We start from the raw sequence: 13,671 nt of genomic DNA on the forward strand, positions 1-13,671 counted from the left end.
AAATACTGGGCTATGTACGGCATAACGAATTATTTGCAGGATCAAAAAATACTTACTGTTGAAAGGATACAGTACCACCACGTATACCGATCAGGAAGTAGCGCTTCCCATTGTTTTTATGAACACTGACCGTTAATGTTTTGAAATGGTCGCCTGAAAAATTACCTCTTTCAGAACCGTTGCTGATCGAGCCTTCCATTGATACCAGCTCGCCATTATCAAAATTCACGTTGTTGAGCGTCAGCGTATACCCTTTTTCTCTTAAGGCAATGGTAAGCTGCTCCAGCTCCTGGCGCGTAGTCGTGTTCTTTATTTCCGCCAGCACTTCCGGTGTTTCAGCCACATTCGCCGTACCTGTTACATGAACAGCAGTAACAGGTCTTATCTCGATCAGATCGGCGCTCATCAGCGTTGTTTTCCTGACTTCGCCTGTCCCTTTTACATTCCTTAATTCTGCTTTTCTGGCACGCACAGTTGTTTCAACAGGTCCACCTATAGGCCCTTCCATTATCAATACGTTGCCCGTCGCTTGTACATGCCTCGGCTCCACCGTAACCTCTATAATTTCACCAGTACTCTTGGAAACAATAGCGGGAGAGCCAGGTTCCAATTGGATCCCTTGCACCTTACCTGCCAAGGCAACAGGTTTGCTCGAAACAGTAGCCGTTCCTTTGACCGCCACAACATCATCTACGCGCCTGCGTGGAGCAGGTGGAGCGGGTGGCGTGGCGGGTTCGCCCGGCACAGGGGCCGTTGCCGGACTTACCGCTGCAGGCGGTGCAGGCGCGGCAGTGGGTGCACCAGGCTGTGGCGCTTTGGCCGGATAAGGAGGCTTACCCACTTTCAATGGCCGGGGGCCGTAGGTGGTGGTGGGGGCACCAGCTCGCCATACTCACTGTCAAAAGCTGCCTTTTCATCAGCCTTAGTAAGATCAAATGTTTTTGTAGTGCCATTTTTAAAGATCACCTCCGCCTTAAGCGCCTTCTCCTTTATCAGTATCTGCTTGATGCCTTTCTGTTTAAAGACTTCCTCAACGTCTATTTCCTTCGCCGGCACCGTGTCTGTGATCTTTTTTTCCGTAAACTGATTGTTGCCAATCCTTACGCCCCGGAAAGCCAGTAATACTACTACCAGCAAAGGCAGTATGAACAGGAAGCGCATCAGGTGCACCCTCGCTGTTTTGTGTTTGTTCATCATGACAATGCGTTTTTTAATGAGGAGAAATTAAAATTCGGGGCGATGCTGAAAGCAGCGATACCAGTTACCTTTAGCAGCAGGTATTGATACTGTTTTCGATCCAGCCCGCTTTGCAATACCTGATCATCGGCAATAAACTCCAGGTTTTGCCTGATGGCTTTCCGGATAAGCCAGGCAAAAGGGTTATACCAATTGATAATACAAAGTATTTCACTCCACCACAGGTCTACTGAGTGGCGTTGTTTTACGTGAATAAATTCATGTCGGATGATCTCCTTCAACTCCTGCTCATTGTGCAGGTGGCGATTTACATAAATGGCCGAGCCTGTAGAAAAAGGAATGATCTGTTGATCGACGTGATACAACTTCACCGTTCCATCCGACAACAAGGTAGCCGATGATTGCAAGCGCTTTAACGACAGGTACTGCAGCAACAAGCGCCCCAACATCAACCCACTGCCTGCAGTAAAAACAATGGCCAGTATCAACCATCCGTCCACACCCGGTTCACGGGCAGCTACTACCGTACCTACAGGCGTTAGCGCAGGTATATAACTGATCACTGCGGCGTTTTGCAGCCCATGCTGCTGCAACAGGTCAAATACATTGATCAGGGGGATCAAAAAAGCAAACAGCGAATATACCAGCAGGTACCACCGGTTCCAGTTGTAGAAGGTAAGCCTTCGCAACAGCAACCAATAAAACAGGTATACTACCGTTAAAGCAATGGATAGTTTTAATAGATACTGCATAGATTAAGGCTTCTTTCCTTCAATCATATCAATGATCTCTTTCAACTCTTTTGGGCTCAGGTTATTTTGCTCCACAAAAAAGTTCACCAGCTCTTTATAACTATTGTCAAAATAGTTTTTCACTACCCCGCTCATGAAACTCTTTTTATAGTCTTCTTCACTCATGGCTGGCGTATAGAGGTAGGAATTGCCCACCAGGCGGCTACGCAACATCCCTTTGCGCTCCAGGTTTTTAACCGTCGATGCCAATGTGGTATACGGAGGCCGGGGCTCTTCCATATTGTCCAGGAATACTTTTACATTCCCCTCACCGGCTTTCCACACCGCCATCATGGCTTCCTCTTCCTGAGGTGTTAACTTTTCCATCTTACGACATTTTCGTAAACCTACGACATTGTCGTAGTAATGCCAATTATTTTCTTTCTTTTTTTTTGTTAAAAGAACCCTATTATTGACCCGTAAAAGCCTTTACCGTTATTTTTGTTTGTTTACAATCCTGCATTGAAAATTTTTCTCATGAAGAAGTGCCTTTTACCTTGCTTCCCGTTTTAATGGTATTATTAACTGTAGCTCAATCCGATACAACTTATCCGTACAAACGTTTCCCCACCGTTCCACCCATTTCTTTGCTACAGGCCGACAGCAGCCTGCTCACCAAGGCCCAGTTGAAAAAGGGCCCCGTATTGTTGATGTTTTTCAGCCCTTCCTGCGACCATTGCCAGCACCAGGTAGCGGATATGCTGAAGCGGATAGCCGATTTTAAGAATACCCAATTGGTGCTGGCCACCTACCAGCCTTTTGAAGAAATGGTGGAATTTATCAGCACCTATGAGCTGACCAAGTATCCCAATATTAAAGTGGGTCGCGATCAAAAGTTTGTATTGCCTCCCTTCTACCATATCCAAAGCCTGCCTTACCTGGCTGCCTACAATAAAAAGGCGACCTGGTCAATACCTGGCAGGGCAATGTGCCCGTAGATACTTTATTGAAAGCCCTGCAGTAATTCCCGATTTAGATTGCTTTTGCTGCTTTCATGGCCTACCTTTGCCCCGCCTGCCCGATCCGTCTGAAACGGACAGACAGGATTTAATCATTGATCAACTCTAAAATTGTTTTCTGATGAAAGTAACCGTTGTGGGTGCAGGCGCTGTAGGTGCTACCTGTGCCGATAATATTGCCCGTAAAGAACTGGCCACAGAATTGGTATTACTGGACATTAAAGAAGGACTGGCCGAAGGTAAAGCCCAGGACATGATGCAGACTGCTACCCTGCTGGGTTTTGATACCCGTATTGTTGGTAGCACCAATGATTATTCCAAAACTGCCGGATCGGATGTGGTGGTGATCACTTCAGGGCTGCCCCGCAAACCCGGTATGACCCGTGAAGAACTGATCGGTACCAATGCAGGCATTGTGAAGACCGTATGTGATAATATCCTGAAGTATTCTCCCGATACCATCATTATTGTGATCAGCAACCCCATGGATACCATGACCTACCTGGCGCAAACTACTACCGGCTTGCCCAAGAATCGTATCATTGGTATGGGTGGTACCCTGGATAGTGCCCGTTTCAAATACCAGTTGAGCCAACACCTGGGTTGCAGCCCTGCCGACCTGAATGCCGTGGTGGTGGGTGGCCATGGTGATACCACCATGATCCCTTTGATCCGCCTGGCTACCTGGAACTGTGCTCCCGTAACTAAGTTCCTGACGGAAGATCAGCAAAAACAAATCGTAGCCGATACCATGGTGGGTGGTGCTACCTTGACCAAGCTCATTGGTACTTCTGCCTGGTATGCACCTGGTGCTGCTGGTGCTGCGTTGGTAGAGAGCATTGTGCGTGATGAGAAGAAGCTGTTTACCTGCTGCGTGCCTTTGAATGGCGAGTATGGTCAGAAGGATATTTGCTTAGGCGTACCCGTGACCATCGGTCGCAGTGGCTGGGAAAAGATTGTTGATTTTGGTCTCAATGCCGATGAGCAAGCCTTGTTCAACAAGAGCGCCGATGCGGTTAGGAGCATGAACGATGTACTGAAGACGTTGTAATTACAACCTACAAATTATACCTTATAGGGCGCTTTCGGGCGCCCTTTTTTGTGCGTGACAGGATAATATTATATTGGCAATAAAATACGGGCATCAAAATGTCAGATATCACTACCTACGAAATACTGGAGAGGGAAATTGAAAATGCTGGCGGTCGCCCCACAGTGCTTGAGGCATTATGGGACGGCGACACCGAGGGCTGGTTCCTGGTTCTAAATTTATACTTTGAAACAGGAAGATACTTTTGGAAAAGCGAAAAGATTAAAAGATTAGGCGTTGTGAGCTTCGGTGGGGATAATAGGCTATTTAGCGGTGCTGTGCCTGCATGGCCTGAAGCTGAGTGTACAAAAGAATGGGGAAAAAGGCTGCCGAAAAATATGGGTTAACCCTTTATTTCCCTTCACCTGACCACCCGGACGATGACTGTCCGCGTTGGAGTCAAAGAGGCTGGGCTATTAAATGTGCCGACTGTGACAAGCTTATTATTCCTACGGATAGCTCTTATTTACCTAAGGACATTTGTTATAACTGTCATTTGACAAGAGAGCGTAATGAAAAATTAAGAATGCCGTTCCTGAAGATGGGGGTGTTACCATGTATTTATCTAAGGATGACATACTTGAACATATTGGATATTGTACTCATTTTAAAGATTTCACAATCGCCCCGTTTATCAATGACCTTGTCCAATCCCGGATGACAGAAAACATCATTAATATTATCATTCTTGACAAAACAGATATCCTTAATCTCAAAGAAAAATAGAACATACTCTTGTTGCCAAACTGGCGGAATATAAAAAGCCAATCATTGAAGAAAGAATGAAGGAGTTTGTAAGCCTGTACGCAATGGAATACAAGGGTACTTCTTATGAATTAATGGACAGACATAACGACGAGCATACCGAAATTTCAAATTTGATCTACTCCTTAAATAAGGCCAAAAGGCGATTGCAGAAGACTATACTTATAAGATAGCCTTCAAAAATGGTATAACCTATAGGGATGACAATGTTCTTCGTTTTGTGAATTATGTTTGTAATGGAGCTACCGAAATTGGAGAAATAAACAAGCGATATACAGGCATACTATCCGAAGAAGAGGTAAGAAATACAATAAAGAAACTAGAACAAATTGACTGCTTGAATATACACGAAAACAAGGTTAGTATTACATGGATTGGGAAAAGTATAGTGTAACGATTTTTTGAAAATGCCCCTTTACTAGCGCAAGTGTGCATAAGTACTTACTTTCATACCCAAACACCTGAACCAAAAGATAATGCCCAGACCAACAAAAATAACTGATTGGCTAAGGAATATATTTCACAGGCGCCGCATTAACAAAACAACTGTTAGCAGAGATCTTCACACTGAAAAATATTATCGGGGTCTGTAGATACAGGCATTGCCGAAAATCCAACACCTGTCCAGGAAGAACAATTCAATTCTCTTAACCCATCTGACCAACCTAAATTTATTTGGTGTTTAATTGGCAACATAATTGACGGGCATACCAGAACAACTACTGGGAAAGCCATCATTGGAACAAAGCATTTTTCGCCAAATACAAAGCTGTATTGCTTGCCTATAAAGTGGGGTGACGGATATGAAAAAAATCAAGGTTATCGGCAGACACAGAGGATCAAATAGATATGTCTGCATAGTGATGCCCTCAAAACATATCACCAACTGGAGATTACAGAAAGTTTACCGGCCGTATATTTTAAAAGTAATGAAATCCCAGGGTGGCTGGACAGACAGCGATTATCACAAGGAGGCTATTCTTACAATGCTGAAATGGTTGCCGGATAAAACCATGAAAATGGATAAGTAAAACGTCAAATAAAACCCACGACACTCTCTGTTGCAAGTATGTAGTTGTAGGTGTACTTGTACCGTTGAGAAACTGCTCATTAATTCGGTCAAGCATCGAAAATCTAACTACTTTCAATCTTTAACATTCCCGGGGATTCAGTTTCCATTAAATACCGATAGAATGGTAGGGTTAGCATTTTAAAATAGACCTTCTTCCCGACTTATTCCCATAGCTTTGAAAATTGTCCTGCTAGCTCTTCATCACGAAGGTCGCTTTGAGGTATAGCCAAGATAGGAATCATGTCTTCATACGAGGTGTACGCTTTTTCGAACCCCTGATAGCTTGGCGATTTTTCAAATTTTTCTTTCCTGTTCTTTTTATCTTGAAATACCTATCTAAAGAATGTTTTAGTGCATGCTTGCTACCTCGGTAGTATTCTATAAACCGGAAGAGAGTTTCAAGCTCGATTAGTACCAGGCTTTTCACTGTCAGGTTATATTCTGCAATCAGCGGATTAAACTCATCATCGAGATAGTCAGTGACATCAATAGTGGTATAAAGATGGTTTGTATGAACTATAATTGGATAAATGGTCAAATTAGATCTCTTGACACCTTTCTTTTCGAAGTCATCCCGCCCCTGCAAAATACCCATCCCTGCCAATGCCCAACCAGGCAGCCAGGCAAATACCCCATAACAAAAAACATCAAAAAGCCGCTATAACAAAATTAAGGGGGCATGCCGGCTCACGAGGCTGCCAAATGGTTCGGCATAAAACCCCTGTGCTGATCCTCATCAGCCCCGCACCCCCACTGGCCACTCACCACTAGCCACTAGCCTTTCACCCTGCACCTGCTTCACCAGGTAATTCACCTGCATCATCCACGTATTTATTCCGCATTCCATTTGGCTTGCGCACATGCCCCCTTATCGCTGTGCCGCAGCGTTTTGCTGTTATTTTTCATTTTAAATGTTTTGTTATGTTGTATTACCTGGTCGCTTCTACTACCTGTTGTATGGTGGGCATTGAGCAGTGCCGTGTCTTCTCCGTTCGCAGGTCCCTGCGTGCGGCTTTTGAAAAGGAGTTTGCAGGTCGTATCCTCTTGATGGGCAGCTCCGCCCTCTCCTGGCCGGTTCAGTATTGCGTTTATAAAAGGGCTCCGGCCCTTTTCCTTCACCTTCTTCATCTGCGAAATCCCTATAATCCTTTAATCAGCGATAAAAAAGAACCCCGCTCTAACGAGCGGGGCCAATTCATAGGTATACCAGATTAAGAAGAGAACTTACTTTTCCTGCTTGGCGTCGTTCACAGCCTGACTGACTGCGCCAGCTACCGTGCCCGCTACAGCCAGGTAACTCGCCACCTGCACCACGATCGCGGGCAATGCCACCGGTGTGGTGAGGATAGTGCCGCTAACCGCTGCCAGGATCAGACTCCAGTTCCGCAACTTCACAAAGAAGGGCGGCGTAGGCGACTGCATTCTTTCCTGTATACTCATGATGATACTTTTTAATTGTTAAAAATAACTACTCAACCAAAGCCTTATCCGCTATTGGTTTCAGCTAATAGCTAACAGTTAATTCATAACTGCTAATAACTGGATTCGGACAATTAACTTCCGGTAGCTGTATGTCTCGTCCAAAACCTGCCTTTTATTCCCCGTTGCTTGCGGACCACTGTCCAGTGCCTGGTGGCTGGCTCACCAAAGCTTTTATTGATCACAGCGGCAAAATAAAAACCAGTGGCAATAGCCCTCAGCCGATAGCTATCTGCAAAAGCAAATAACGGCAGCTAAAACCTAAGAAGCCAATCCCTAAAACCCAATCGCTAAAAGCTATTAGCTGAACCCAAACTGCTGATAGCTAACACTAAACCATCAACCTTTGATGATTGACCGTTCAATGCTCGTAGCTCGAAGCTCGCAGCTCACAGCTGCCTTCATTTCGTGTTGCACAACACTACCATTCATCAACCGTGCTTAGGGGCCCCGTCCACACAGTCGATCAGCATTTTTATTTAAACCCCGCCCATTCCATCAAAGGAATCCAGCGAAGCAAAAGTTCCTAATCTGCGAAATCCATTATAATCCCTTAATCAGCGATTCGTTTTTATTATCGTCAACGACTTCGCCCCATCCTGCTGCCGCAAAAATAGCGGCTCCCTACCAACTGGTAAAACTCGATCCCCATCACCACGATGAGTGGCCGGCGTGTCCTTGCAGGAAAAGGAAGCGACAGCGTCACACCAATAAGATTCTGAATATCCAGGAAACCACTCTCCTGGGAAATAGGCAGAAATTTCATACACCTGAAATCCAGTACCGCCGCTGTGCCAGTATTTTTATATGCGTGATCCGTCCATCCCAACGCAGATCACGTATTGGATCAAAGTTTGGCACATCCACCACACATTCCCCTTTACTGCGGTTGATCCTTACATCAAACGGTCCGTTAAAGATCCTGTGCAAGGGTTTTCGCTTATTAAAATCAAAGCCTTCCAGTAACCCAAGGTTACCCGAAGTCATTGTCCTCGATCCGGCAGCATGCAATTGGTCACTCCGCAATACATCATATACACGCGCAAATAAACGACTGTTCAAATGCTGTTCACGCAGGTTGAACAAAGGCTTATGGAAGGCGTCGCAGATAAGTTGATTATACTTGGCTACTCTTCCGAAATCAGCCTGCGCATGATAGGGAGATACTGATTGGTTTGTTGTCTGGATCGTATTTGCTTTCATAATAAAGTGGTTTAAGAACGATGATTAAATACTTATGTCTAACTGTTCAGCACAAACATACGACACGCAGATACCCGTTTCCAATACCCCTGACCTTTTTATGTCGTTTCGGCTATAAATTGACGTTAATTACGTCGATTTTATACCGTTTCGACCAAAAAAGCTGAAACGACATGTAGACATTTGGAAATGGCCTGACCGTTATCGTATGTTTGTTGAGAAGTGTTACAAAAAGAGAAAAGGTAAGGATGGAACGAAAGACAAGAAAACAACAATGAAGAACGTGAAGAATCCTGAGCAGTCAACGACCAATAATCAATAATTAGTAATTAAGAATCCGTACCCCTTCAGTATCCCTTCTCCATAGCTTCAGTATACCTTCCCTATAGATAGAGTATGCTAATAGCACTAAATACAAAAACAGCCCATTTTTGAACAAAGTGGCAGGGAAGCTGGCGCCTCCCACCCAAAGCAATGATGGTTGTATATAGGTTGCACCGCGGGCAACCGTCCCAAACAGTTCTTTAGTTAATGCAGGCCATCGAAGCCTGGAATACGAAGCATAGAATGCAAAGCATAAGATGCGAAGCAAACGTGTATTATTCTGTCTTCTGTCTTCTGTCTTCTGTATTCTGTATTCTAAAGAACATTCATTAACATTTTCAAACAACAAACAATGCCCAAACAAATAAGTCCCATCGTCAAGCTCAAAGGAGCCATTGACGATCTCAGTTTCTACAAATCCCAGGACGGGTTCATGGCACGACAGAAAACTTCCATTTCTGCCGAACGCATGAAGACAGATCCCAAATTCGACCTCACCCGCAGGGCTGGTCAGGAATTTGGCGCTGGCGGCAAATCCGGAAAACTCTTCCGCGACGTATGGATTACCGAGCTCAACAAAGCCCGTGACAACCGCGTCACCAGTAGGGTTACTCAGGCCATGGTGGCCATACTGCAATCAGATCCCGTCAGTGATCTCGGGTTTCGGCGCGTGGAAAATGGAGACCTCACATTGTTAAAGGATTTGAGTTCAACATCGGTGTCACCTTTGCGGCCACCGTCAAAACCCTGTTTCCTTTTATCATCGACCGCGTTTCAGGTCAGGTATCCATTAACCTGCTTTCCCATATTCCAAAGTTGGAAATAGCAGCACCCGAAAATGCCACCCATTACAATTTCTTTGCTGCAGCAGCCGCAATTGATTTTGCAACAGGTGAGTATTCCATTACCCGGGCAAACAGTGCCAACCTGCCATGGGACAATAACCCTACTACACTCTCTGTATTGCAGATGGCTGTGGCGCCCAATACCCCGCTCCCCATTTTCCTCCTGCTGGGAGTCGAATTTGTGAAGCTCGTCAACGGCAAGTCATACCCACTCAGTAAGGGCCTTAGCTCCTTACAGGTCCGGGAGGTCGACCAACTCCCTTAACGGGTCAAAGGGTGGGTCGCCCTTCCCGCTGGTTAACGGGACGGCTCACCCTGGAAGTTAGCCCCACATAAAAAAAGGAACCGGGCCATCCCGGTTCCTTTTCAAAAATGATCGAAGCAATCGCCTCGAAGCAAATGTGTATTCGCTCACAGCTGGTAGCTCGCAGCTGTTTTCGAAGCAACAGTGTATTCATTGCTCCCGCCGCATGGCCTATCGTGTGGACACATTTTTGTATAGTTTGCGTGTTTAAACTATGCAAAAGAGAGAACTTACGGAATTAGACGACCTGCGTTTATTGTATCGTGGCAATAAGATTTTAGGGGATTTATTTAGCAAAGGTGTCCACTCGATCCGGCAGCTATCGTCTGATGAGTCTTCTGCCAAGGGGTTTTATCGTTTTTTGCAGAATGACCGTGTGAGTGAAGAAGAAATTGTCCGGAATCTGTCCGCTAACTGTAAAGCTGCCTGCCAGGATAAGTATGTGGTGTGTATTCAGGATACTACAGAAATAAACCTGAGCAGCCATAGCAGGCGGATTAAAAAGATGAGTATATAGGTACCACCAATGCCAATAATAAAAAGGGTTTGGGTTTCCTGCTGCACCCCAGCCTGGTATTGGATGCTGTTGAAGGGATTCCTTATGGCTATGCAGATATCAAGGTCTGGAACCGGTCACTGGAGTTTAAAAGTAAACATGAGCGCAACTATAGTTCATTGCCGATAGAGGAAAAAGAGTCGTACAGATGGATAGAAGTGTCTAAAAACACCAAAGAGGCGTTGGGGGATGTAGTAAAAGGAATGGTCATTGTACAGGACCGGGAAGGTGATATCTATGAGCAATTTGCTGTTATTCCGGAAGCAGGGGCCGATTTACTAATCCGGGTAAGGACCAACCGGACATTAAAGGATAAAACAAAGTTATTCAGTTGTTTGTCAGATCATCCGGTGCAAGGCACTTATGAACTGGTTGTGGATGCTAAAAACGGCAGGAAGAAGCGAATTGCCCGAATGGAAGTCCGGTATAGAGAAGTGGAAATTAAGAGAACGTATGGTAGCAGCGAAGGAGTAGTTCCATGGGTTAAACTTTGGTTGGTAGAAGCAAAGGAAGTGGGTTATGAGGGATCCGATAAGATATGCTGGCGTTTGTTAACCACCCTGGCTGTTGAAAGCGCGGACATGGCAAAAAGTTGCATTGAGTGGTATAGCTGGCGGTGGATGATTGAAGAAGTATTTAAGATACTGAAGAAAGAAGGTTATAACATAGAAGCATCGGAACTGGAATATGCTTCCTCTGTGCGAAAGATGTGTTTACTGATTATGGAAGTGGTCATTAAACTGTTCCTGATGAGGTTGTCTTATGCAGAACCTGAAGTCGCCCTTGGGGCAGAGGCTTGTTTTAGTGAGGATGAACAATTGTTTCTGGAACACCAGATTATACGACTGGAAGGCAAAACGGAAAAACAAAAGAACCCATACAGAACTCAGGATTTAAAAAGGTTTGTATGGGTTATTGCAAGAATGGGCGGATGGAAGGGCTATGAAAGTAGAAAACACCCTGGTATTACGACCCTTTGGATTGGAATACAATACTTTAAAGCTGCTTTCGATGCATGGATGATAATGAAAAATGTGTCCACACGATAGGCCGCATGGCGGGACCGAAGCTATCGAAGCAACCGTGTATTCTTCTGTCTCCTGTATTCTGTCTCCTGTATTCTGTCTCCTGTATTCTGTCTCCTGTATTCTGTATTCTGTATTCTCTTCATCCAAAAACGAAACATCATGATCTACAAAAACAAAATCTCCCGCGCCGCCATCCCCGGCTATTCCCTCATTCCCCAAGGCGATCACCACCAGGTAAGAATGATCACCCTTACTGCCGACCGTGTAAAGAAAGATCCGGCCTTTCACCGCACCCGTATATGCGCTGGTGATTTTAAAAAGCAGCTCACCTGGGCAAACGCATCCGCAAGGCATTGCTCCTGCATGCTGTCAACAAAACCAGTATGAACCTGCTGACCGGCAAATTAGCGATGGCCTTGCGCACCTGCCCATCGGCCGACCGCCATTTCAGTACCGCCTGTTTCGACGACCTGATTGGTGTAGACTTGAATTTCCGCATGGATTGGCAGTCTTGCACAACAATCCTTCCCGATGTAGTAGCCAATACTAATAAAAATTGGATCACCACCAGGATACCCGCCTTCATACCCACAGAGGCATTGGTACCGCCAAAAGGCATCACCCATTGTCGCATCTTTACTATAACGGCTGCCGTCAACTGCCAGGGCGAAGAGGAGGCCGAAACAATATCAAAGACCACCACACTGATCTCTATTAAACAGATACAACTAAAGGCCAGGCACCTCACAGCTGAATTTACCCACATGAAAGGCCGCCTGATCGTGGTAGCCGTAGGCATCCACTGGTATGACCCTGCAGGTTATAAAGGTGCCCTGGTCAGAAAGCCCCCGGCCCCCTCTGCATCATCTATATGCGGTACCAGTGATGCCAGGTTTTCGGTCTTTTTATTTTTACAGTTTTTATTATGGAAAAATGCAATTCCTACGTCTCAATAGTAGAGTCTTTGTGAATAGATCCCCATCATTGAATACCACTTGTCCTTTTCAACAATGATTGCACACCCCAGATCATTGTAGTGTGTCACCCAACCAGGCTTCACTACTTGTTGAACCTTGTCTTCACACTCGGAGAAAGGTCAGTTCAGGCACATCCTTTCCCACGGCAGTAGGTTCACATATTATCGCTTCTTATTATGCTGTAATCGTCCAGGCTATTGCAGCATTTTAACAAATCTTTTTTTAACGACTAAAATAAACGCCATGCAAATGCTTTCTTGCTGTGGCTGGCCCATGCCCAACGGGCCACCAACACAATAACAAATCTCCCTTAGCAACTAGTCCATTGAAAATGCGGTTGCTTTTGACACCATCCATAAATAAAACATAAAAATGAAAAAAATGGCAAGTTCAAGAGACTTCCGGATCGTTGAAAATAAACACGTGCAGAGCTTATTGAAAGTATCCTCCCGACGGGCAACCGGTTTCCTGAAGGGAACAAGGGAATTTTATAAAAACCGGAGGGTTCACCGGTTTACCTGCCGGAGTTCTGTACTAAGATGAACCTCGATATAGACAAAGTCTGTGCATTCTTTAATTGGGATTAACCCAAAATTGAGAACTAAAAAAACATGACATATGACATCAATCACATTGCCCTTGAGGGGGCCTGGTCCATAGCCATCCGCTACAGCCAATTCAACGAAGACCAATGATCAAATGATTCAAAATGCAATGATGAAAAATGATTTGATCGGTCAAACCCTTTCAAAACCGGCGGTTACTCACTCGCCGCCGGCTTTTAAGGCCACCAAAAAGTATTATGCTACTTGCCAATAAATACCTGTAGTTTTTTGTGTTCGGGACTGGCCATAACAGCTGGTGCATTTTGTTGCTGGTATTCATGCAAGGATTGCTACCGGGTCCACACCTGCTACCCAGGTCAACTTTACGGATACCTACAAATGGTATCCCGGCGGGTTCTTTTAGTACACGATGCCAAAGGAACGGTAGGTAAGGTATACAGCAATAGCCTCGAAATGATCGGTTATGATGCAGCACAAACTTGTTATATAGCTACTTTTTTTCGACAGCACCGGAG

18 protein-coding genes are annotated in these 13,671 nt (G+C 45.1%); 9 read left to right on the plus strand and 9 right to left on the minus strand.

Features of this window, described 5'->3' with window-relative positions:
* Positions 1–52: 52 nt before the first annotated feature.
* Genes RS881_RS53035 through RS881_RS53050 form a run of 4 tightly spaced genes read right to left on the minus strand, consistent with a single transcriptional unit; the run spans position 53 to position 2,315 of the window.
* Positions 53–847 (minus strand): hypothetical protein, encoded by a 795-nt coding sequence (locus tag RS881_RS53035; RefSeq protein WP_315818195.1) that lies wholly within the window; start codon positions 845–847, stop codon positions 53–55.
* Positions 844–1,197: a hypothetical protein gene (locus RS881_RS53040; protein ID WP_315818196.1), complete on the minus strand. Its 354-nt coding sequence runs from the start codon at positions 1,195–1,197 to the stop codon at positions 844–846. Before RS881_RS53040 ends, RS881_RS53035 begins: the two co-directional genes overlap by 4 nt.
* Positions 1,194–1,949 carry a M56 family metallopeptidase gene (locus RS881_RS53045; protein ID WP_315818197.1) on the minus strand — a complete coding sequence of 252 codons (756 nt, stop codon included), beginning with the start codon at positions 1,947–1,949 and terminating at the stop codon, positions 1,194–1,196. The genes RS881_RS53040 and RS881_RS53045 overlap by 4 nt, the downstream gene beginning before the upstream one ends.
* A gap of 3 nt (positions 1,950–1,952) precedes the next feature.
* Positions 1,953–2,315, minus strand: a complete 363-nt coding sequence (locus RS881_RS53050; RefSeq protein ID WP_315818198.1) for a BlaI/MecI/CopY family transcriptional regulator — start codon at positions 2,313–2,315, stop codon at positions 1,953–1,955.
* A 158-nt stretch (positions 2,316–2,473) separates the two neighbouring features.
* Between RS881_RS53050 and RS881_RS53055 the strand changes: the two genes are divergently transcribed.
* From RS881_RS53055 to RS881_RS53065, 3 genes are all read left to right on the plus strand, one after another.
* Positions 2,474–2,926 carry a TlpA family protein disulfide reductase gene (locus RS881_RS53055; protein WP_315818199.1) on the plus strand — a complete coding sequence of 151 codons (453 nt, stop codon included), beginning with the start codon at positions 2,474–2,476 and terminating at the stop codon, positions 2,924–2,926.
* A 142-nt stretch (positions 2,927–3,068) separates the two neighbouring features.
* Positions 3,069–3,998, plus strand: coding sequence for a malate dehydrogenase (locus RS881_RS53060; RefSeq protein WP_315818200.1), 930 nt, complete (start codon positions 3,069–3,071; stop codon positions 3,996–3,998).
* A 98-nt stretch (positions 3,999–4,096) separates the two neighbouring features.
* The gene (locus tag RS881_RS53065; protein WP_315818201.1) at positions 4,097–4,384 is read left to right on the plus strand and encodes a hypothetical protein; all 288 of its coding nucleotides are present in this window, start codon (positions 4,097–4,099) and stop codon (positions 4,382–4,384) included.
* Positions 4,385–6,112: 1,728 nt separating this feature from the next.
* On the opposite strand, the gene RS881_RS53070 is transcribed toward RS881_RS53065, so the two are convergent.
* The 5 genes from RS881_RS53070 to RS881_RS53090 all read right to left on the minus strand — a co-directional run bounded on the left by RS881_RS53070 (position 6,113) and on the right by RS881_RS53090 (position 8,556).
* Positions 6,113–6,478 carry a hypothetical protein gene (locus tag RS881_RS53070; protein ID WP_315818202.1) on the minus strand — a complete coding sequence of 122 codons (366 nt, stop codon included), beginning with the start codon at positions 6,476–6,478 and terminating at the stop codon, positions 6,113–6,115.
* Between the two features lie 227 nt (positions 6,479–6,705).
* On the minus strand, positions 6,706–7,002 hold the full coding sequence (locus RS881_RS53075) for a hypothetical protein (RefSeq protein ID WP_315818203.1): 297 nt from the start codon (positions 7,000–7,002) through the stop codon (positions 6,706–6,708).
* Positions 7,003–7,098: 96 nt separating this feature from the next.
* The gene (locus tag RS881_RS53080) at positions 7,099–7,314 is read right to left on the minus strand and encodes a hypothetical protein (RefSeq protein ID WP_315818204.1); all 216 of its coding nucleotides are present in this window, start codon (positions 7,312–7,314) and stop codon (positions 7,099–7,101) included.
* Positions 7,315–7,933: 619 nt separating this feature from the next.
* The gene (locus tag RS881_RS53085; protein ID WP_315818205.1) at positions 7,934–8,119 is read right to left on the minus strand and encodes a hypothetical protein; all 186 of its coding nucleotides are present in this window, start codon (positions 8,117–8,119) and stop codon (positions 7,934–7,936) included.
* Positions 8,116–8,556 carry a hypothetical protein gene (locus tag RS881_RS53090; protein ID WP_315818206.1) on the minus strand — a complete coding sequence of 147 codons (441 nt, stop codon included), beginning with the start codon at positions 8,554–8,556 and terminating at the stop codon, positions 8,116–8,118. Before RS881_RS53090 ends, RS881_RS53085 begins: the two co-directional genes overlap by 4 nt.
* Before the next feature lie 676 nt (positions 8,557–9,232).
* Between RS881_RS53090 and RS881_RS53095 the strand changes: the two genes are divergently transcribed.
* The 6 genes from RS881_RS53095 to RS881_RS53120 all read left to right on the plus strand — a co-directional run bounded on the left by RS881_RS53095 (position 9,233) and on the right by RS881_RS53120 (position 12,569).
* Positions 9,233–9,706: a hypothetical protein gene (locus tag RS881_RS53095; RefSeq protein ID WP_315818207.1), complete on the plus strand. Its 474-nt coding sequence runs from the start codon at positions 9,233–9,235 to the stop codon at positions 9,704–9,706.
* A complete protein-coding gene (locus RS881_RS53100) occupies positions 9,697–9,990 on the plus strand; it encodes a hypothetical protein (RefSeq protein ID WP_315818208.1) in 294 nt (97 codons plus the stop codon). The genes RS881_RS53095 and RS881_RS53100 overlap by 10 nt, the downstream gene beginning before the upstream one ends.
* A gap of 253 nt (positions 9,991–10,243) precedes the next feature.
* Positions 10,244–10,546 (plus strand): transposase DNA-binding-containing protein, encoded by a 303-nt coding sequence (locus tag RS881_RS53105; RefSeq protein WP_315818209.1) that lies wholly within the window; start codon positions 10,244–10,246, stop codon positions 10,544–10,546.
* Positions 10,547–10,575: 29 nt separating this feature from the next.
* Complete coding sequence (locus RS881_RS53110) at positions 10,576–11,634, plus strand: IS4 family transposase (protein WP_315818210.1); 1,059 nt, start codon at positions 10,576–10,578, stop codon at positions 11,632–11,634.
* Between the two features lie 138 nt (positions 11,635–11,772).
* Positions 11,773–12,000: a hypothetical protein gene (locus tag RS881_RS53115; RefSeq protein WP_315818211.1), complete on the plus strand. Its 228-nt coding sequence runs from the start codon at positions 11,773–11,775 to the stop codon at positions 11,998–12,000.
* Positions 11,997–12,569: a hypothetical protein gene (locus tag RS881_RS53120; RefSeq protein WP_315818212.1), complete on the plus strand. Its 573-nt coding sequence runs from the start codon at positions 11,997–11,999 to the stop codon at positions 12,567–12,569. Before RS881_RS53115 ends, RS881_RS53120 begins: the two co-directional genes overlap by 4 nt.
* Positions 12,570–13,671 lie beyond the last annotated feature (1,102 nt).

The sequence above is a fragment of the Paraflavitalea speifideaquila genome, assembly GCF_032395985.1.
GTDB lineage: Bacteria > Bacteroidota > Bacteroidia > Chitinophagales > Chitinophagaceae > Paraflavitalea > Paraflavitalea speifideaquila.